The sequence below is a fragment of the Halobiforma lacisalsi AJ5 genome, assembly GCF_000226975.2.
Classification (GTDB): domain Archaea; phylum Halobacteriota; class Halobacteria; order Halobacteriales; family Natrialbaceae; genus Natronobacterium; species Natronobacterium lacisalsi.
In genome coordinates, this window is sequence record NZ_CP019285.1 from 1,186,704 (window position 1) to 1,205,859 (window position 19,156).

General features: G+C 66.4%; 17 protein-coding genes. 9 read left to right on the top strand and 8 right to left on the bottom strand.

Annotation, left to right across the window (positions count from 1 at the left end; genetic code table 11):
- Window positions 1–11 precede the first annotated feature (11 nt).
- Both CHINAEXTREME_RS05610 and CHINAEXTREME_RS05615 read right to left on the bottom strand, forming a co-directional pair.
- Window positions 12–680: a DUF1850 domain-containing protein gene (locus CHINAEXTREME_RS05610; RefSeq protein ID WP_007141501.1), complete on the bottom strand. Its 669-nt coding sequence runs from the start codon at window positions 678–680 to the stop codon at window positions 12–14.
- 159 nt (window positions 681–839) lie between these two features.
- A complete protein-coding gene (locus tag CHINAEXTREME_RS05615) occupies window positions 840–1,871 on the bottom strand; it encodes a TAXI family TRAP transporter solute-binding subunit (RefSeq protein WP_007141502.1) in 1,032 nt (343 codons plus the stop codon).
- Window positions 1,872–2,060: 189 nt separating this feature from the next.
- On the opposite strand from CHINAEXTREME_RS05615, the gene CHINAEXTREME_RS05620 reads away from it, so the two are divergent.
- Both CHINAEXTREME_RS05620 and CHINAEXTREME_RS05625 read left to right on the top strand, forming a co-directional pair.
- A complete protein-coding gene (locus tag CHINAEXTREME_RS05620) occupies window positions 2,061–4,214 on the top strand; it encodes a S9 family peptidase (RefSeq protein WP_007141503.1) in 2,154 nt (717 codons plus the stop codon).
- A 105-nt stretch (window positions 4,215–4,319) separates the two neighbouring features.
- Window positions 4,320–4,514 carry a YgaP family membrane protein gene (locus CHINAEXTREME_RS05625; protein WP_007141504.1) on the top strand — a complete coding sequence of 65 codons (195 nt, stop codon included), beginning with the start codon at window positions 4,320–4,322 and terminating at the stop codon, window positions 4,512–4,514.
- A gap of 6 nt (window positions 4,515–4,520) precedes the next feature.
- Here the strand turns inward: CHINAEXTREME_RS05625 and CHINAEXTREME_RS05630 are convergent, their stop codons facing one another.
- Window positions 4,521–4,967 carry a cupin domain-containing protein gene (locus tag CHINAEXTREME_RS05630; protein WP_007141505.1) on the bottom strand — a complete coding sequence of 149 codons (447 nt, stop codon included), beginning with the start codon at window positions 4,965–4,967 and terminating at the stop codon, window positions 4,521–4,523.
- A gap of 66 nt (window positions 4,968–5,033) precedes the next feature.
- Complete coding sequence (gene upp, locus CHINAEXTREME_RS05635; RefSeq protein WP_007141506.1) at window positions 5,034–5,711, bottom strand: uracil phosphoribosyltransferase; 678 nt, start codon at window positions 5,709–5,711, stop codon at window positions 5,034–5,036.
- Window positions 5,712–5,905: 194 nt separating this feature from the next.
- Between upp and CHINAEXTREME_RS05640 the strand changes: the two genes are divergently transcribed.
- The 3 genes from CHINAEXTREME_RS05640 to CHINAEXTREME_RS05650 all read left to right on the top strand — a co-directional run bounded on the left by CHINAEXTREME_RS05640 (window position 5,906) and on the right by CHINAEXTREME_RS05650 (window position 9,084).
- Complete coding sequence (locus CHINAEXTREME_RS05640; protein WP_007141507.1) at window positions 5,906–6,760, top strand: DUF5828 family protein; 855 nt, start codon at window positions 5,906–5,908, stop codon at window positions 6,758–6,760.
- 153 nt (window positions 6,761–6,913) lie between these two features.
- A complete protein-coding gene (locus CHINAEXTREME_RS05645) occupies window positions 6,914–8,107 on the top strand; it encodes an inorganic phosphate transporter (protein ID WP_007141508.1) in 1,194 nt (397 codons plus the stop codon).
- Window positions 8,108–8,247: 140 nt separating this feature from the next.
- Entirely contained in the window at window positions 8,248–9,084 is an 837-nt protein-coding gene (locus tag CHINAEXTREME_RS05650) for a hypothetical protein (protein WP_007141509.1), read from the top strand.
- Between the two features lie 189 nt (window positions 9,085–9,273).
- Here CHINAEXTREME_RS05650 and CHINAEXTREME_RS05655 read toward each other — a convergent pair whose 3' ends face one another.
- Window positions 9,274–10,728, bottom strand: a complete 1,455-nt coding sequence (locus tag CHINAEXTREME_RS05655; protein ID WP_007141510.1) for a hemolysin family protein — start codon at window positions 10,726–10,728, stop codon at window positions 9,274–9,276.
- 101 nt (window positions 10,729–10,829) lie between these two features.
- Between CHINAEXTREME_RS05655 and CHINAEXTREME_RS05660 the strand changes: the two genes are divergently transcribed.
- The 3 genes from CHINAEXTREME_RS05660 to CHINAEXTREME_RS05670 are packed head-to-tail and all read left to right on the top strand — an operon-like array spanning window position 10,830 to window position 12,314.
- On the top strand, window positions 10,830–11,150 hold the full coding sequence (locus tag CHINAEXTREME_RS05660; RefSeq protein ID WP_007141511.1) for a glutaredoxin family protein: 321 nt from the start codon (window positions 10,830–10,832) through the stop codon (window positions 11,148–11,150).
- On the top strand, window positions 11,150–11,674 hold the full coding sequence (locus CHINAEXTREME_RS05665; RefSeq protein WP_007141512.1) for a redoxin domain-containing protein: 525 nt from the start codon (window positions 11,150–11,152) through the stop codon (window positions 11,672–11,674). The genes CHINAEXTREME_RS05660 and CHINAEXTREME_RS05665 overlap by 1 nt, the downstream gene beginning before the upstream one ends.
- 58 nt (window positions 11,675–11,732) lie before the next feature.
- Window positions 11,733–12,314 carry an L-threonylcarbamoyladenylate synthase gene (locus tag CHINAEXTREME_RS05670; protein ID WP_007141513.1) on the top strand — a complete coding sequence of 194 codons (582 nt, stop codon included), beginning with the start codon at window positions 11,733–11,735 and terminating at the stop codon, window positions 12,312–12,314.
- On the opposite strand, the gene CHINAEXTREME_RS05675 is transcribed toward CHINAEXTREME_RS05670, so the two are convergent.
- Both CHINAEXTREME_RS05675 and CHINAEXTREME_RS05680 read right to left on the bottom strand, forming a co-directional pair.
- Window positions 12,311–13,003: a CRISPR-associated protein Cas4 gene (locus CHINAEXTREME_RS05675; RefSeq protein ID WP_049918411.1), complete on the bottom strand. Its 693-nt coding sequence runs from the start codon at window positions 13,001–13,003 to the stop codon at window positions 12,311–12,313. The genes CHINAEXTREME_RS05670 and CHINAEXTREME_RS05675 overlap by 4 nt on opposite strands.
- A gap of 93 nt (window positions 13,004–13,096) precedes the next feature.
- Window positions 13,097–13,687, bottom strand: a complete 591-nt coding sequence (locus CHINAEXTREME_RS05680; RefSeq protein WP_007141515.1) for a hypothetical protein — start codon at window positions 13,685–13,687, stop codon at window positions 13,097–13,099.
- Window positions 13,688–13,865: 178 nt separating this feature from the next.
- On the opposite strand from CHINAEXTREME_RS05680, the gene CHINAEXTREME_RS05685 reads away from it, so the two are divergent.
- Window positions 13,866–16,052 carry a (Fe-S)-binding protein gene (locus CHINAEXTREME_RS05685; protein WP_007141516.1) on the top strand — a complete coding sequence of 729 codons (2,187 nt, stop codon included), beginning with the start codon at window positions 13,866–13,868 and terminating at the stop codon, window positions 16,050–16,052.
- Between the two features lie 245 nt (window positions 16,053–16,297).
- Here CHINAEXTREME_RS05685 and leuS read toward each other — a convergent pair whose 3' ends face one another.
- The gene (leuS, locus tag CHINAEXTREME_RS05690) at window positions 16,298–19,045 is read right to left on the bottom strand and encodes a leucine--tRNA ligase (RefSeq protein ID WP_007141517.1); all 2,748 of its coding nucleotides are present in this window, start codon (window positions 19,043–19,045) and stop codon (window positions 16,298–16,300) included.
- Window positions 19,046–19,156 lie beyond the last annotated feature (111 nt).

A 19,156-nucleotide genomic window follows, 5' to 3' on the forward strand; every position in this document is an offset into this window, starting at 1 on the left:
AGTGTAGTGGATCAGGGTTCGACTGTGACTGGATCGAGAGTAGGTGCGAGTATCGATAGCGGTTCCGCGAGTGGTATCGTGGCCCGAGCGCCGGCAGTCTCGAGAACGCCGCTGTCGCCGCCGGTGTCCGTCGTGACGGTCGCCTCCCCCGGAGGAGCGTTCGCGGAACTGCCCGGCCACGGGACCGCGTCGGTGAGCGACCGGTCGGCGACCGAGAGTACGACCGGCCCGTCGGTCCGTTCGACCAGGTCGTAGCGTTCGTCTCCGACGATCAGTTCGTGGCCGGCGATCTCCCCCGGCACGACGTTGAGCCGTTCGTAGGTGCCGTCCGGATAGACGACGAACCCGTCGTCGGTTTCCTCGATGTCGGCGTCCGAGGGGAGCCCCGCCCCGTGGGAGACGAACACCATCCGGTCCATCCGGAGCGCGCCGTCGTCGACGACGTAGATATCCTCGACCGGCGTCTTCTCCACGCTGTGCATGTACGAAACCGTCACCTCAGTCCCTTCGTCGACTGGAACCTCGAGGACGCGGTCGCCGCCGTCGGCGTGTTCGACCACGAGGGTCGCGTCGGCGGTCAGTGCCGTCCCGACGCCGACGACGACGCCGGCGAGGAGAGCGGTCGCTCCCAGTAACGCAAGGAAAACGACTGCAGTTCGTCGGTGAATCGCTCGAGTCACGGTCAGGATCTGGCGTGAACGTGAAATCGAAACCGTGCCGGCACGATCGAGCGCTCGAGTGCCCGAGTGTCCGAGTGCCCGAGTGCTCGCGTCGCCGGCCCGGTCGTTCGGTGCTCGGTCCGAAACGAGTGGAGTCGAGTCGCGGTCCGGAACCGATCGTTACCCGAAGTACGCTTCGGCGCCGGAGTGGAGATCGATCGGCATACCGTCCTGTGCGGAGTCGGCGTCGATGAACTCCTCTTTCTGGGTGATCTGGTCGGTGTTCTCGAAGATCGCCGTCGTCACTTCTTCGACGACGCTTTCGTCGACTCCTTCGTGGGTGGCGATCATCGCCTGGACCGACACCGTCTCGATGTCGTCGTCGATGCCGTCGTACGTGCCGCCGGGAATCGTGTCCTCGGCGAACCACTCGGCGTCGCCCATGACGGCCTCGCGAGTGTCGCCCGAAATCTCGACGATCGAGATGTCTTCGGTGGTCGCGAGTTCCTCGACGGAACCGACGGGCCAGCCGCCGACGACGAACGCGGCGTCGACGTCGCCGTCGCGGATCTGGTCCGCGGCGGTGTCGAAGTCGCCGTTCTGTTCCTCGAAATCACCCTCTTCGATGCCGGCGCTCTCGAGGATCTGCAGGGCGTTGACCTGGGTCCCGCTCCCGAGGTCGCCAGTGTTGACCGTCGCGCCCTCGAGGTCCTCGATGGTGTCGATGCCGGAGTCGCCCTGCGTGAGGACGTGGATCGTCTCGGGGTACAGCGTCGCGACGCCGCGGAGGTTCTCGACGGGTTCGCCCTCGAACTGGTCGAGGCCGGTGCCGTTGAACGCGAAGTAGCCGATGTCGTTCTGGATCAGCGCGAACTCGGCCTCCTCGCGGGCGAGACTGCCGACGTTCTCGACGCTCGCGCCGGTCGACTGGACCTGCAGTTCGTGGGGCGTCTCGGCGTCGACGATGCTCTTGAAGTCACCCGAAAGCGGGTAGTACGTCCCGCCGGTACCGCCGGCGTGCCAGGAGAGCACCTGTCCTTCCCCGTCGGCTCCGTCGTCTCCGTCGGCTCCGTCGTCGCCGTCGTCACCGTCGTCCCCGTCGGGGTCTTCTTCGTCCTCGACCGCGTCTTCGCCGATACAGCCGGCCAGCCCGGTCAGTCCGGCAATACCGGTTGCTGCGACGAATTTACGTCTGTTAATGTGTTTCACCATATTACTATACTATTAGACAATAAGGTATTAATAGCTTCGATTCGACACCGTTCGAAACCATATGCTGGTGATATATCAGTAGGTCGTCCCCAAAAGAATTGTTCGTTTTTTGATGACTTTATCTCAGCGCTTCCGGAACGCCGTTGGGGGGACCGAAACCTATAGTCGGCCCCGCCGTCGTTCTCCCCTATGGACAGGATCGATGCTAGCGATTATCACGACATCGTTCATGCCGAGGAACCGCGGGTCTCGCCGGACGACGAGCGGGTCGCCTTCGTGCGTCGCGAACCGGACGACGAGGAATCCTACGGCGCGACGATCCACGTGGTCCCCGTCGGCGGCGACGAGCCGACGCAGTTCACCGTCAGCGAAGGCGTCGACGGTCAGCCCCGCTGGAGCCCCAACGGCGATCGGCTCGCGTTCGCCAGCACGCGGGGCGAGAGCGACCGCCAGCAGCTGTGGATCCTCCCCACGTCCGGCGGCGAGGCCCGCCGCGTCACCGGCGTCGTCGGCGGGATCGCCGACCTCGAGTGGAGCCCGGACGGCTCTCGGCTGCTCTTCACCCAGCAGGTAGCCGCCGAGGACCGCGAGACGCACCGCGACTACGCCGTCGACCCCGACTACGAGCCCGAAGAGCCCGATCCGCGGGTCGTCGACCGGATGGTCTACCGCGCCGCGACGGAGTACTTCGACGGCCGCCGAAGCCACGTCTACGTCCTCGACGTGGAGGCCGCCCTCGAGGCCGACGACGAGGTATTACACGGCGAGGTCGGCGAGTCGGACGACGAGAACGATGAGAACGACGAAAACGACGACAGCGACCCCGTCCACCCCGACGACCATCCCATTACCCGGCTAACCGACGGCGACGAGGATTACATCGCGCCCACGTGGGGCGACGACGAGACGGTCTACTACGCCTCGAAGACCGCGGAGGAGGACGAGCACCCGGACGACTCGCTCACGTACGAGCTGTACGAGCACGACCTCGAGAGCGGCGAGGCGACGGCCTTCACGGAGACGACAGGGTGGATCGACTCGCTCGAGGCGACGGCCGACGGCCGGGTCGCGTTCCCGTACACGCCCGAGGAGAACGCATCGATGCGCCAGACCGAGATCACGGTCCACGACCGCGAGGACGGGACGGAGGTCACGCCGACGGAGCCGCTGGATCGAACCGTCGGCCACAACTGCGCGTTCCGGCTCGATCCCGCGGGCGAGTCGCTGTACTTCACCACGCCCGACGAGGGCTCGCGAGTCCTCTGGACGGTCCCGATCGACGGGAGCGACGACCCCGCGCGGATCTACGGCGAGGGTGTCACGATCGAGGGCTTCTCCGTCGGCGAGAACGCGATCGCTTACGTCCAGAGCGAGTGGGACCACCCGGGCGACGTCTTCCTTTCGACTCGCGGGGGCAACGAGGTCACCCGGCTGACCCGGGTCAACGACGACTCCCTCTCGGATCGGGCTGTCCGCCAGCCCGAGGAGATTAGGTTCGAGAGCGAAGGGGTCGAGATCCAGGGCTGGGTCCTGACGCCGCCGGAGTTCGACGCCGACGCGACCGACGAGGAGTATCCGCTCGTCGTCGAGATCCACGGCGGTCCCCACGCCCAGTGGACGACCGCGGGGACGATGTGGCACGAGTTCCAGACGCTCGCCGCCGAGGGGTACGTCGTCTTCTGGTGTAACCCGCGGGGCTCGACCGGCTACGGCGAGGACCACGCGACGGCCATCGAGCGTGACTGGGGCGAGGTCACCCTCACTGACGTCCTCGAAGGCGTCGAGGAGGTCTGCGAACGGGACTACGTCGATTCAGACGAGCAGTACGTCACGGGCGGGAGCTTCGGCGGGTTCATGACCGCCTGGACGGTCGCGCACACGGACCGGTTCGAGGCCGCCGTCTCCCAGCGTGGCGTCTACGACCTCACGAGTTTCTACGGCTCGACGGACGCGTTCAAACTCGTCGAGGGCGACTTCGACACCACCCCCTGGGAAGAACCCGAGTTCCTCTGGGAGCAGTCGCCCGTCGCCCACGTCGACGAGGTCGACACCCCGACGCTCGTGCTCCACTCCGACCGGGACTACCGGACGCCGGCCAACACCGCCGAACTGTTCTACCTCGGCCTGCAGAAAGGCGGCGTCGATACCCGGCTCGTCCGCTACCCGCGCGAGGGCCACGAACTCTCCCGCTCGGGCGAACCCGGCCACGTCGTCGACCGCTTGGAGCGCATCGTTCGCTGGTTCGATGGCTACTCCGACTACAGCGAGGCGCCGCCGGCACTCGAGCGCGACCGGGGCGCGGGGCTCTCGAGCGCGCAAGAGGACGACGGCGGGAAAGAGTAGGGTCCGACGACCGACTCGACGATCCCCGTCGGGATCCGCCCACTCGAGGCGGCGTCGATGCCGTCAGGGATCACTACTACGTGCGTGCCGGTCGTTCGCTCGGACATGGAGAAAAACGTCGGCGGTCTCGACCGTACGCTCCGATTCGTCCTCGGCGCGGCGCTGCTACTCGTCGGCTACCGAAACCGGGACCGGACCGCTGGAACCCTCGCGTTCGTTGCCGGGAGCGATATCTTCGCGACCGCGGTCATCCAGCGCTGTCCGGTCAACGCCCTGCTTGGTATCGACACCTGCGACTGACCGGGATCACGATTCGTCCGGGTCGTACGGAACCGCGTCGCCGTCGACTGACGGCGCGCCGATCGCGAGCACCTCGACCGGCGCGGTCGCGTCCTCGGGGTTGTACGCCCGGTGGGGCGCTTCCGGCTCCGCGGTGAACACCGCTCCCTCCGGCACCCGGAACTCCCCGTCGGGGGTCTCGACGGCCAACTCGCCCGACAGGACCGTGAACGCCTCCTCCTGGCGCTCGTGGTAGTGGTAGGTCAACGGGAGCTGTTCGCCCGGCTCCGCGAGAAAACGGTTGATCGCGACGCCCTCGAGTCCGGCGACGTCGCTTATCCGCCGGCAGTCGCTGGGCCGGCCCTCTAGCGGCTCGAGGTCGGTCGGGTCGACGACGGTGTAGGCGGAGGGGTCGGTCTCGCTCCGCTCCTCTCCCCCGTCCCCGTCCTCGCTTTCGTTCTCGTCTGAGACCATATCGGCTGGTCTCCGGGACCGGGCAAAAGCCCGGCGACGGCGGCGATTCCGACGACGGTCGCGACCTCAGGTCGTCCGGAACGCTCGGTCGCCGGCGTCGCCCAGGCCGGGAACGATGAAGCCGTTCTCGTCGAGTTTCTCGTCGATCGACACCGTCAGCAGGTCCGCCTCGGGGAACTCGTCGTCGATCCGGAGCAGCCCCTCGGGGGCCGAGACGGCCGAGAGGACGATCAGGTTCTCCGGATCGGGCCCGCTCTCCGTGACGTGCTCGAGGACGGTACACATCGTCGAACCGGTCGCGAGCATCGGGTCGGCGATGATGACGGTGTCGTCTTCCGTGATCTCGGGAAGCTTGACGTAGTCGACCGTGATCGGGAAGGCACCGTCCTCGTCGCGGCCGGCCTCCTCGTCGCGGCTCGCGCTGATGACGCCCTGTCGGGCCCGCGGGAACGCCTTCAGCAGCCCCTCGACGAACGGCGTCGCCGCGCGCAAGACGTTGATGATGACGACGTCGTCGAGGCCACGGACCTGCTCGCCCATCGTCGCCTCGAGTGGCGTCTCGATCTCGACGTACTCGGTTTCCATGCGGCCGTCGATGATCTCGTAGCCGCAGATGCGGCCCAGTTTGACCAGCCCCTTTCGGAAGCTGACCTGCTCGGTTTCGATGTCCCGAATCTGTGAGAGCGTGTGTTTCGCCAGTGCGTGGGTGACGAGGTACGCGTCGTCCCGGTCTTCGATCGGCATACTCGTACTGGCTCGCGCCGGGTAGTTGATGGTATCGATGACGCGCCGGTGCGAGTCGCGGTCGCACTCGAGTCCGCCCGCGAACGCGACCGCGAGTGCGACCGCGAGCACGAACGGCCGAGGGGAACACATGGGCTCGCAAGCGTCGGCGGAGAAGTTTATACCGATCGGCCCCATACTACCGCGCCAGTCGAATGGAAGAGAGCATCTCGGGGTTCAAAGTTCGCGGTGACTGGGGCGACGTCGTCGAGCACGGCGAACGGATCTCGCGCGCGCTCCGTGACGCCGGTGTCGGCGGCGACGATCCCGAGCGCGCGGTCCCGAACGGGACCGTCAACAGCGTTGGCAACGTGGGTCCCGCGGATTCGGCCGCGGGCGGGAGTGAGAGTGACGAGGACGACGCCACCGGTGCTGGCCGCGATCAGGAGGCAGTTCCGGATCGCGACGAACGCTTCGTCGACGCCTTCGAGGAGTGGGAAGAGTGGCGACCGAAAGCCCACGAAACGCTCGAGAGCGACGTCAGCGAGAAGACGGCCGACCAGGCCAGCGTCGAGGAGGGGAAGGGCGAAAAAGCTGGGAAAGAACCCGACGAGGACATCAAGACGGCCGGCGAGAAGCTCTCGGAGTCGTACGAACGGCTCGAGGACGACGACGCCGAGTCCGCGGTCGACAACTGGAAGGAGTCGATCGACTACGTCGCGCGAGCGGCCGACTCGGCCAGTCGGAAGGCCCTGCGCCGGGTCGAGGACACGGTCTACCAGAACGTGATGACCCAGCTCGCGCCGTACTACTTCGACAACGACCTCATCAGTGCGAACATCCAGCAGTCCGCACGCGGCAACGACGACGCCGAGCGGTTCGTCTTCGAGGTCAACATCAACGACGACGACCTGAAAGACGAGGTCTCGGATCGGCTCGCCGAACTCGAGGACGAGGTCGACCGCTGGCACGTCCAGGTCGAGAAGGACACCGACGCCGCGGAGGCGATCGAGGGGGCCGAGCCGCCGCCGGAGCCGGAAGACGACGAACCGACGTCGACGACGAACTGAGCTGCCGGGTCGTCGATCGGTGGGGCCGACCCTCTATCCCCCAACGTCCACGGCAGGACACGCGGCCGAGGACCCCGACCGTCGACTGCGGACACCGCCCGACGATCGCAGGTCGGCACACACTTGTAGGATCCGCCAGTAGCCCCCTCGTAGATGGTCGAGATCGCGACGGTCGCGACGTTCATGATAGCCGCCCTCGCGAGCCTCTTTATGGCCTGGGCGATCGGCGCCGGCTCGAGCGGTTCGACGCCGTTCGCCCCTGCAGTCGGGGCGAACGCGATTTCGGTGATGCGAGCCGGCTTTTTCGTCGGTATCCTCGGACTCGCGGGTGCGGTGTTGCAGGGCGCGAACGTCTCAGAGGCGGTCGGCACGGAACTGATCGGCGGGGTCGTCCTCGACCCGATGGCCGCGACGATCGCACTGGTCATCGCCGCGGGGCTGGTCGCGACCGGCGTCTTCGCGGGATACCCGATCGCGACGGCCTTTACCGTCACCGGTGCGGTCATCGGCGTCGGGCTGGCGATGGGCGGTGATCCGGCGTGGGCGAAGTACGGCGAGATCGCGACGCTGTGGCTCCTGACGCCGTTCGTCGGCGGTGGCCTCGCCTACGCGATCGCGCGTCTGCTCCGCCGGGAACCCATCGCCGAGGAGTACCTGATCGCCCTGCTGGCCGCGTTCGTCGGGGTCATCGTGGCCAACATCGAGTTCGCGGCTCTGGGTCCCGCCGAGGCCGGCGGCGCGTCGATCGCCGAAGCCTCGAGCGCCTGGCTCCCGGGACCGGACCTCCTCGGGGTCGCGGCGATGACGCTCGTCATGGCGCTGCTCTGGACCGCGGCTATCGGGATCGATCTCCGGAACGGCACCGAGCGCGGGGAACGGCACTTCCTGCTGGTGCTGGGGGGCCTGGTCGCGTTCTCGGCGGGCGGGAGCCAGGTCGGGCTGGCGATCGGCCCACTGATTCCGCTGTCGGGCGACGTCGGGTTACCGCTGATCGCGCTGCTGGTCGGCGGCGGGTTCGGCCTGCTGCTCGGTTCCTGGACCGGCGCGCCGCGGATGATCAAGGCGATCTCGCAGGACTACTCCTCGCTCGGCCCGCGGCGCTCGATCGCCGCCCTGATCCCCTCGTTCATCATCGCCCAGACGGCGGTCCTGTACGGCATCCCGGTCTCGTTCAACGAGATCATCGTCAGCGCCATCATCGGCAGCGGCTACGCCGCGGCCTCGGGCACCGGTGGCGGCGTCAGCGCCCGAAAGATGGGATACACCGTTCTGGCGTGGATCGGATCGCTCGCCGGCTCGATCCTCATCTCCTACGCCGGCTTCACTGCGTTTTCGTTGATTCTCTGACGCCGGTCGAGTGAAACCGGGGCCGCTCGAGCGCGCCGCTGGCCCTGACCGACCGCGAGTCGTCGCCGTCGGTCTCGACCGTCGAACCCGGGAAGGTCCAACATCGAACGGTCTTTACCCCGCGAGCGGCGAGTTCGACCATGGACGAGGACGCGACTGCGAGCGCGAACGCCGACGCGAACGCGAATTCCGAGGCAGGTTCCCCTGCCGACGCCATCGATCCCGTCGATCCCGTCGATCCTGACGACCCCGGGACCGTCCAGTGGCGCCGCGACGCGTCGACCTCCTGGACCGTTCGCCTGCTCTGGTCGCTCGGCGTCGGCACGTTCTTCGCCGCCATCTCCAACGTGGTGTTCTGGCGGCTGTACGACTTCACCGAGCAAGCCGGCGGCGCGACCGTGGAGATCGTCCAGACGATCTTCCTCGCGACGATCGCGGCCGTCGCCGTGACGGTCCTCGCACTCGCCGTCTCCGGGAACTCCGTCCAGCGCCTCGAGCGCCTCCTCGAGGCGCTCCCCGTCCCCTCCGGATCGCCGTCCCGACGCGGCCTGTCGCAGGCGCTCGACGCCGCGGTCGGGACCGTCGTAATGGCGGGGCTCATCGGCGGACTGGTCGTGGTCGGTCGTTCGGTCGCGGCGTCCGGCAACGGCGTCGGCGGCGTACTCGGTCCGGCAGCGTTTACCGGTCTGGCTGCCATCTCGATCCCACTCGCGCTCGTCGCTCTCGTGCTCGCATCCTTCCTGCGGTCGGTCGGCGCGGTCGATCGCACCGAGCGAACGATCTACCTCTACGATCCCGACCGGGCAATCGATCTCGAGGTGATCCGCGACGTCTCGGTTCGGCGAATCGGCGACATCGCCGTGTTGAGCCTCGATTACGCCCAGCCTGGCGGGCAGTACGTCGCCGGACCGAGACGGATCGTCGTCCCGCCGTCGGTCGCCGAGGAGATTACCGGGCTGGTGGACTCGAGTCCCTGATCCCGATTCTGATCCTGATCCCGATCCTGATTCTGATTCTGATTCTGATCTCGATCCTGATCCCGAGCCTAGTTCTGATCCTCCCTGTCGGTCCTCAACCGTCGAAAAACGGGAACCGGGAACCGGGACCCGAGAACCGAGAACCGAAACCGGGAACCGAGAACCGAAACCGGAACCGGAACCGGTCCGCTACTCCGGCGCGCTGTCGGCGACGTCGCTCGTATCGGGTTCCGGCTCGAGCGGCGGTTCCTCGCTGTCGCCGTTTGCGTCGTCGGCTACATCACCGTCGACCTCCTCCGTTTCCATCGCAAGTTTTCGCAGCCGCGCTTTCATGATCCGCGTGTTCTCGACGCTCTCGACCGTGATTCGGACGCCGTCGTAGGTGATCTCTTCGCCTTCCTCGACGAGTCGGCCAGCCCGGTTGAAAATGAAGCCGGCGATGGTCTCGAACTCCTCGCCCTCGGGGAGATCGATCTCGAGGGCCTCGTTGACGTCCTCGATGTTGACCTCTCCCCGGACCATCACGGTGCGGTCGTCGAGTGCCTCGATGGGCATGTCCTCGCCGCCCTCGAGGATCTCGCCGATGATCTCCTCGACCATGTCCTCCATGGTCACCAGCCCCTCGGTGGTGCCGAACTCGTCGATGACGATGGCCATGTGCATGCGGTTCTCGCGCATCTCGGTCAGGAGTTCGTCGACGTTCTTCGACTCGGGGACGTGTAGCGTCGGCTGGATCAGGTCGGCCAGGTCGAGTTCCTCGCTTTCGGTCTCGCCGTAGTTGAGATCGCGGACCAGATTGCGGATGTGGACGATCCCCTGGACGTTGTCGAGGCTCCCTTCGTAGACCGGCACGCGGGCGTGACCGCTCTGGATACACGTCTCGATCGCCTCGTCGATGTCGGCGTCTTTCGGGACTGCGGTCATGTCCAGCCGCGGGGTCATCACCTCCTTGACGATCGTGTTGTTGAACCGGAAGATGCGCTGGAGCATCTCGTGTTCGTCCTCCTCCAGGACGCCCTCGCGCTCGCCGGATTCGATCATCTCCTGCAGTTCGTCGCGGGTGACGTACGGCGACTCGATCGCTCCCGTCGATCCGATGAGCTTGTTCACCTGCCTCGTCAGGTAGTCGAAGAGAACGATCAGCGGGTAGAGGACGTACTCGGTGGCTTTCAGCGGTTTGGCGATGCGGCGCGCCCAGGACTCGGTGTTCTCGACCGCGTAGGACTTGGGGACGCTCTCACCGAACAGCAGGACGAGCGCGGTGATGCCGAACGTCGCCAGCAGGACGCCGATCAGCCCACCGAAGTAGATCGATAGCAGCGCGGTCGCGATCGAGGACATCGCGATGTTGACGATGTTGTTGCCGACCAGAATCGTCACGAGCAGCCTGTGTGGGTCGTCCTTCAACGCCTTCGTGAGTTCCGCGCCCTCGAGTCCGTCCTCGACCATCCCCTCGAGGCGGTGTTTCGGCAGGTTGAACATTGCGATCTCGGAGGAGGAGAAGAAACCCGACAGCAGGATGAGAACGACGATCGCGAGCGTACCGAGGATCGTCACCGTCGACTGGGCGACGTCGAGGCCCACGACCGGCACCTCGGCGGCGAACACGACATTCGAGATCTCGAGCGGGAGCGAAAACGCCATCGATGTGGGCTCTTGTCGCCCGACCGGTTAACCGTTTACTGTTTTCCGCCCAGGTAACCGGCGACGACACGTTTACCCGGCCGTTTCCCGAACGGGTGGGTATGACCGAGCGCGCAACCGACGGCGATCCGCCGATCACGTTCTACCGACTGCAGGGGTGTCCCTACTGCGAACGGGTGACGCGCCTGCTCGAGGAGTACGACCTGGCCTACCGCTCGCGGTTCGTCGAGCCGATGCACTCCGACCGAAACGTCGTCAAGCGGGTCGCCGGCGTCCGGACGGTGCCGGTGATCGTCGACGAGAACACGGGCGTGACGATGGCCGAGAGCGCGAACATCGTCGACTACCTCGAGTCGACGTACGGCTCCGGAACCGAAGCCGAGAGCGCAGGGACTGGCGCAACCGCCGGAGGTGACGCCTGATGCCCGACTTCGAGGTCGTCTCGCTCGAGGCGACGGACCACGTCGAGCCGGGCGACGAAGCGCCGGAGTTCACCCGGCCGCTGGTCAACGACGAGTACTGGGAGGATCGGTCGCTGTCCGACCTCGTCGCCGAAGGGGGAAGCGACGGCACCGGGGCGATCCTCGTCTTCACGCCTATGACGGGCTCGTTCCTCGCGAAGTACGTCTGGGACGAACTCGCCGACCGCGGCTGGGACGATGCCGCCCCCCGCGTCGTCGGGGTCACCGCCGCGAACCCCTACGGTGTCAAGCGGTTCATCGAGGACAACGACTACCCGTTCGATCTCTTTGCCGACCCGGCCAACGAAGTCGCCGAGGAGTACGGCCTGGCCCACGACCTGGACGGAATGGCCGGCGTAAGCGAACCCCGACCTGCCTTCGTGGCGCTGGACGACGATCTGACCGTCGAGGCGGTCTGGGTCGCCGAGGAGTGGCCCGAGTTCCCCGACTACGACGACCTCGAGGCGGAACTCGGCCTCGCGTAGCCGGCGTGCCGGAACCGGACGACAGTTTTTTGCCCGGGATCCGCCGAGTACCACCCGAATGAGCGAGATCGACCGTGCGGCGGACGCGATCGAATCCGGGGAGCTGGTCGTCTACCCCACCGAAACCGTCTACGGGCTCGCGGCGGACGCGCTCGAGGCCGACGCCGTCGAACGCGTGTTCGAGGCGAAAGGCCGGGATCGGTCGAAACCGATCTCCTTCGCCGTCCCCTCGGTGCCCGCGGCGCTGCAACACGTCCGCGCGACCGAGCGCGAGCGACGGTTCATGGCGACGTTCCTGCCCGGTCCCGTCACCGTCCTCTGTCGCCGCGGCGACGAGGTACCGGACGTCCTCACGGCCGGCGCGGATCGGGTCGGCGTCCGCGTGCCGGACCACGACCTCGCGCTCGCGCTCTGTGAACGCGCCGGGACGCCGATCACCGCCACGAGCGCGAACGTCAGCGGCCGGGAGAGCGTCCGGACTGCGGAGGACCTCGACCCCGAGATCCGGGAGGCGTCCGCGGTCGTCCTCGACGGCGGCCGGACAGAGGGCACCGAAAGTACCGTCGTCGACGTCTCGAGCGAGACGATCCACCGCCGCGGCGCGATGGCCGACGAGATCGAAGCCTGGCTCGCGGACTAGAGGCCGAGCAGCGACCGCAACGATCGGGTTCGGACGCCACACTCGTCGGCGAACTCGCAGGTGCGACACTTCGCCTCGTCGTCGATCCGCGGCGGCGGACCGTCGAGTTCCCGGACCGTCCGGAGCATCCGCCGGTACCCTGCTTTTCGGCGCGTGGTCAACTCGAGCGAGCGGATCTCGCCGTAGGCTGGGTACTCGATCCAGGCCCGGTCGACCGCCGTTTCACGCTCCCAGGCGAGTGCCTTTGCCGCCGCGACGGCGTGGACCGACTGGGGGTGCCAGACGCCCCGTTCCGGGGGCCGCCCCGCGGAGACCAGGACCGGCTCGAGCGGGTCCGCGAGGACCTTGTGGACGATTCCGCGACAGTCCCGGCCCGTCACGAACGCGTCCCGTACATCGGGATCGCGAAGCCGCTCCCAGTGGCCGGCCGAGGCGAGTCGGTCGCGGGTCGCCGCCAGTCGGTCGCGGTACGCGATGGGTGACAGTTCGATCGGCTCGGCCTCGAGCACGTCGTCGTCGGCAGCGATCAGTTCCTCGTACCGGGGCTCGAGTCCACGGACGGCAGTGACTTCCGGCGGCGGTGTCGGATCGTACTCGCCGTCGTTCCGCCGGGTCTGGCGGTAATAACACTGTCGCGGACAGAACGCCGCGGTTCGCAGGTCGGTAAACGAGACGTACTCGACGGTCACGCCCCGGTTGGCCGCCCGATCGTACAAAAACCCGCGTTCGACGGTGCGATAACCCGAACGCTCGAGTCGATAGAACGAGACAGCGAAGGCGAACTAGAAGTCGACGTCCGTTTCCATCCCTTCGGTCGCATCCTCGAGGCCGTCCTCCCGGACGTCGCTGGTAATCTGCTGGGTGAGTTCCGCGTCGGCGAGGATGCTGTCGAACTCGTCCCGGTAGCGGTCGTTTGCCGTTCGGGATTCGTCTTCGGCCTTCGCGACCCGCCGGTAGCGCCGAATCGCCTCCTCGTCGACGCCGTACTCTTCGGCCAGCGTCGCGTCGTCCTCGTCGCGGTCGCGGATCGCCGCCAGGTCGACCTCGTCGGCGTCTTCGTCGCTGATCAGGTGCAACGACATGCGCGCCTCGAAGATTTCTTCCGGATCAGTGTCGAGATCCTCGGCGAGTTCGGCGTCGGTTTGCTCGTCGTAGAACCCTCTGGCGATCGTCATGAGTTCCTCGTTCGAGAGGTCGACCTCGAACTCGTAGCGTTCACGCATCTGCGTGACGACGCTTTCCAGCCGTTCCTCGTCGGTTCGCTCGTCCCGATCGAGGGAGCCCCTGGTGTCCTGCTGGGACTCGGTGACGGTTTCCTCCCCGTCGGTGACGTCGGTGAAGATATCGCGCAATTCCTCCGTTTTTTCGTTCATGGGTGGACACTCGCGACGGGCGGCTATTTAAGCCTGTTGCCAGATAGCGTGGGCGAAGAACGACCACAAACAACAGTTATAAACGAGCAATAGACGGAAAATTTCCGCAAGAAGGCGGCAGGGTGCAACGTGGTGCGGTGTGACAAGAATTAAGTCATGCCCACCCCCGTGATTGAACATGAACGTCCTAGCCCAGTCGGACGTCGCGCGCGAGACCTACTGGGGGATCACGAACACCGAGTACGCGGTGTTCTACCTCCTGGCGGCCATCGCTATCGCGACGTTCGTCTACGGGGTCTACCAGCGGTTCAGCCGATACACGGACGGCGACGACGACCCGTTCGCCCGGCTGAACGATCTACCGAGCCGAATCGTCAACGGGGCCAAGATCGTCCTCTCGAACGAGAAACAGTTCAACAGGGACCTCTACGGCGGCCTGATGCACTCGTTCATCCTCTGGGGGTTCCTGACGCTGTTCATCGCGACGCTGATCCTGATGGTCGACGAGTACGCCTTCCAGAAGGTCCTGCACACGAGCTTCTGGGAGGGAACCTTCTATCTCTCCTACCAGTTCATCGTCGACGCGATGGGACTGTTGTTCGTCGTCGGCATCGGGATGGCCATGTACCGCCGCTACTGGGTCCGCAACGAACGCCTCTGGGATCGCCATACCTCGAGCGAGGACGACGTCTTCATCTGGACGCTGTTCCTGCTGGGCCTCGGCGGCTTCCTCCTCGAGGGGCTCCGGATCTACAGTGCCGGCATCCCCGACCACGAAATCGTCAGCTTCGTCGGTTACGGGCTCGCGCTGGCTTTCGACGCGGCAGGCCTGTCCGTTCTGGGCGCGGAACAGGCCGGGGTCAACGGCGCCGGGCTGAACGCCGAGAACCTCCACTGGCTGGCCTGGTGGTCCCACTCGCTGATCGCGTTCTTCTTCATCGCGTGGATCCCCTACGCCAAGCCGTTCCACATGCTCTCCTCGTTCGCGAACGTCGTCGTCCGTGACGAGAAGGCCGGCAAGCGTCTCCCGAACGTCCCCTCGGACCTGGACGCGACCAACGCCGAATCCATCGATGACTTCACCTGGAAGGAGATCCTCGACCAGGACGCCTGTACCAAGTGTGGCCGCTGTTCGTCGGTCTGTCCCGCCAAAGCGTCCGATCGGCCCCTCGACCCGCGCAATGTCATCCTCGACCTGAAACAGTACCGCGAGGAACTGGACGCGGGCGGCGAACAACAGCCGATCGTCGCCGACGGCGGCACCTCCGTGATCGACGCGGAGACGATGGAATCCTGCATGGCCTGTATGGCCTGCATGGACGCCTGCCCGGTCGAGATCGAACACCTTCAGTCCTTTACCCGACTCAACCGACAGCTCACCGACCAGGGTGACGTCGACTCCAACATGCAGGACGTCTTCCAGAACGTCATGCAGAACGGCAACACCTTCGGCGACTCGCCGCGGTCTCGAGGCGACTGGGCCGACGACCTCGAGTTCGACGTCCCCGACGCCCGCGAGGAGGAAGTCGACTACCTCTGGTACGTCGGTGACTTCCCGAGCTACGACGAGCGCAACAAGCAGGTCGCCCGCTCGCTGGCGACGATCCTGAAGGAGGCGGACGTCAGCTTCGGCATCCTCTTCGACGACGAGAAGTACGACGGCAACGACATCCGCCGGGTCGGCGAGGAACTGCTCTACGTCGAACTCGCCGGTCACCACGTCGAGACCTGGGAGGACTGCGAGTTCGACACGATCGTCTGTACGGACCCACACTCGTACAACACGTTCAAAAACGAGTACCCCGAGCTCAACTTCGACGAGTTCGCGGACGACCCGATGATGCCGTTCGAGTACGACGAGCAGTGGAACGAAGACGGCGAGATCGAGGTCTACCACTGGACCCAGGCCGTCGAGGAACTCGTCCAGGAGGGCAACCTCGACCTGAACGGCGACGAACTCGACTACACCGTCACCTACCACGACCCCTGTCACCTGGGTCGGTACAACGACGAGTACGAAGCCCCACGCGAACTCATCCGTGCCACGGGCTGTGAACTCGACGAGATGCCCCGCAACCGCGACAACTCCTTCTGCTGTGGCGGCGGCGGTGGCGGCCTCTGGATGGACTTCGAGGAGGAGCCCAAACCGAGCGAAGAACGGATTCGGGAAGCGCTCGAGGACACCGACGCCGGTGCGGGCGTCGAGAAGTTCGTCGTCGCCTGCCCGATGTGCATGACGATGTACGAGGACGGCCGCAAGACCGGCGGCTACGAGGACGAGATCGAGGTCGTCGACGTCGCCGAACTAATCGTCGAAGCGATCGGGAAAGAGGAGAAAGCCGAACTCGAGGTCGCCGCGGACTGAACCGGTCGCGACTCTTCTTCGGAGCTTCGATTTGAGCGGTGTTGCGTTCCCTTCGACCCTTTGGGTCGGCGAACACGAGTGACGCGACGGAGTCGTTACGGGGATCTACAGGACCGGCGCGGTGGCGCGGTGCTGACAGTGCTGGCACTCGTCACGATTCGGAGGCGGACGATCGCCGTAGAAACGGGAGAAAGAACCCGGGTCGGAGCGAACCGGAACCGACTATCGGCCGGAAGCGAGCGGCGTCAGTCCTCGATCTCGATCGCCGGGCGACCCGGTTCGGCCTTCTTCAGCACGCCGCCGTCCTCGACCGCGTCGGCCTCGACGACCCGGACGTCGGCCTCGAACTCCCGCTCGAGCAGCCAGGCGGCCGACTCCAGAGCCGCGTACTCCTCGTCGGGCTCGAGGGTGCGCTCGAGGGCCTCGCGCTCGGCCTGCAGGTCCTGGCCGTAGTCGGCCGCGGCGTCGCCCTGCTGGCGGATGTGGTCGTGGCCCATGAGTTCCCCGATCAGGTTGTCGGCGTCGCTCTCGATCGCGACCTCGAGGGCGTCGTACTTCCACTCGGGCGCGACGACGATGTCGATGCGTTCGGGGTCCTCGATGCCAGCGACCTCGACGATGTCGCGGACGTCCTCGCGGGTGTTCTCGACCAGCCGGCGGCGTTTCTCGACCTCGTCGCGGTCGACCTCGGCCTCGGGCCACGGGGCGTCGACGACGAAGCCGTCGTTGCCCAGTTCGTCGTACAGTTCCTCGGCGAGGTGCGGCGCGACGGGGGCCAGCAGTCGGACGACCGCGGACAGCCCGCGCTCGTAGGTCCCGGCGTGGGGCTCGGCGTACTCGGCGTACTGGCGCAGCGTCCCGACCAGGTCCTGGGTCTCGCGCAGGGCCTCGTTGAACGTGAGGTCGTCGTACTCCGCGCCGGCGATGGCGATCGTCGCGTCGATCTCGCTCTCGACGTAGCGGGCGACGGCGTCTTTCTCGCCGTCGTACCCGTTCGCTCGCGGTTGCGGCTCATCGCCGCTCGCGTCTTCCGCGGCGCGTGGCGCCGCGAACTCCTCGACCATCCCCTTCAGTCGGACCAGGAAGGCGTTCGTCGAGCGGACGCCCTCTTCGCTCCAGTCGAAGTCACGCTCGGGCTGGGCGGCCTGCATCATAAAGAGTCGGGCCGTGTCCGCGCCGTACTCCTCGACGATCCGCTGGGGGGAGACGACGTTGCCCTTGGACTTGGACATCTTCTCGCCCTCGAGTTGCACCATCCCCTGGGCCAGCAGGTTCGTGAAGGGTTCGCGGTGCTCGAGCCCCTCGTGGTCGGCCAGCACCTTGGTGAAAAACCGCGAGTACAGCAGGTGCATCACGGCGTGCTCGATGCCGCCGACGTACTGGTCGACCGGCATCCAGTCGTTGGCCCGCTCGAGGTCGAACGGCGCGTCCTCGAGGTCGGGGGAGACGTACCGCAGGAAGTACCACGAGGAGTCGACGAAGGTGTCCATCGTGTCGGTCTCCCGTTCGGCCGGCCCACCGCACTCCGGACACGCGGTCTCCTTCCAGTCCTCGGCGGCGTCCAGCGGGTTCCCGGTGGTGTTGATGAACTCCGGCAGTTCGACGGGCAGGTCCTCGTCGGGGACCAGGACGGGGCCACAGTCGTCGCAGTGGACGACCGGGATCGGCGTCCCCCAGTAGCGCTGGCGCGAGATCCCCCAGTCGCGTAGCTGGTACTGTGTCGCGTGCTCGGCGCTCTCTATGTCCTCGGTCAGGCGCTCGCGGGCGGTCTCGCTGTCCAGCCCCGAGTAGTCGCCGGAGTTGACGAGGACGCCGTCTTCGGTGAACGCCGCCTCGTCGACGTCGGGTGATTCGGGATCCTCGCCCTCCTCGGGTTCGGGCGCGACGACGGGGACGATCTCCTCGCCCATCTTCTGTGCGAAGTCGTGGTCGCGCTCGTCGTGGCCGGGGACGGCCATCAGCGCGCCGGTCCCGACGTCCGAGAGGACGAAGTCCGCGACGTAGACCGGGATCTCCTCGCCGGTCGCGGGATTCGTGGCGGTGAGGTCGGTCTCGACCCCGTTCGGCTCGTCGCCGTCGGGATCGGCCTCGTGCTCGATGAAGTGACGAACCTCCTCGTCCTCCTCGGCGAGTTCCTCGCTGATCGGGTGGTCCGGCGCGAGCGCGAAGAAGGTCGCGCCGTAGATGGTGTCGAGGCGGGTCGTAAACGCCCGGACCGGGCCGTACTCCCGCGGCTCGGTTCCCTCGCCGCGTCCGTCCGAGGCGCGTGGCGCCTCGCCGATTTCGAAGTCGACCTCGCTCCCATACTGGCGGCCGATCCAGTTGCGCTGCATCTGGCGCACCGAGTTGGGCCACCCCTCGAGGTCGTCGATGTCCTCGAGCAGTTCGTCGGCGTACTCGGTGATCTTCAGGAACCACTGCTCGAGTTCGCGGGTCTCGACGGGCGTGTCGCAGCGCCAGCAGAGTTCGGCCTCGCCTTCGACCTGTTCGTCGGCCAGCACGGTCTCGCAGTGGGGACACCAGTTGACCTCGGCGTCGCGGCGCTCGACGAGGTCCTCCTCGTGGAACCGTCGGAAGAGCCACTGGTTCCACTGGTAGTACTCCGGCGTACAGGTGGTGACCTCCCGGTCCCAGTCGTAGCCAAAGCCCATCGCCGTCATCTGGTCGCGCATCGTCTCGATGCAGTCGAACGTCCAGTCCCGCGGGTTGGTGTCGCGTTCCTTTGCCGCGTTCTCGGCCGGGAGGCCGAACGCGTCCCACCCCATCGGGTGGAGGACGTCGTCGCCCTGCATTCGTCGGTACCGGGCGTAGGCGTCCGTGATCGTGTAGTTGCGGACGTGGCCCATGTGGAGCTTGCCGGACGGGTACGGATACATCCCGAGGACGTACGTCGGGTCCTCGACGTCGTCGGGCGTCCGATACGTGTCCGCGTCGTCCCACGCCTCTTGCCAGCGGCGTTCGACCGCTGCGTGGTCGTATCCCGCGTCACTCATTGCTGTGTAGACGTGAGACCTGACACCTTATAATGGATTCGAGCCACGGAGACCTATTTCCTGGCAGCCGTGGTCCAGCTACCTCGTCGGCCGCGTTCGCGCTCGGGGTCA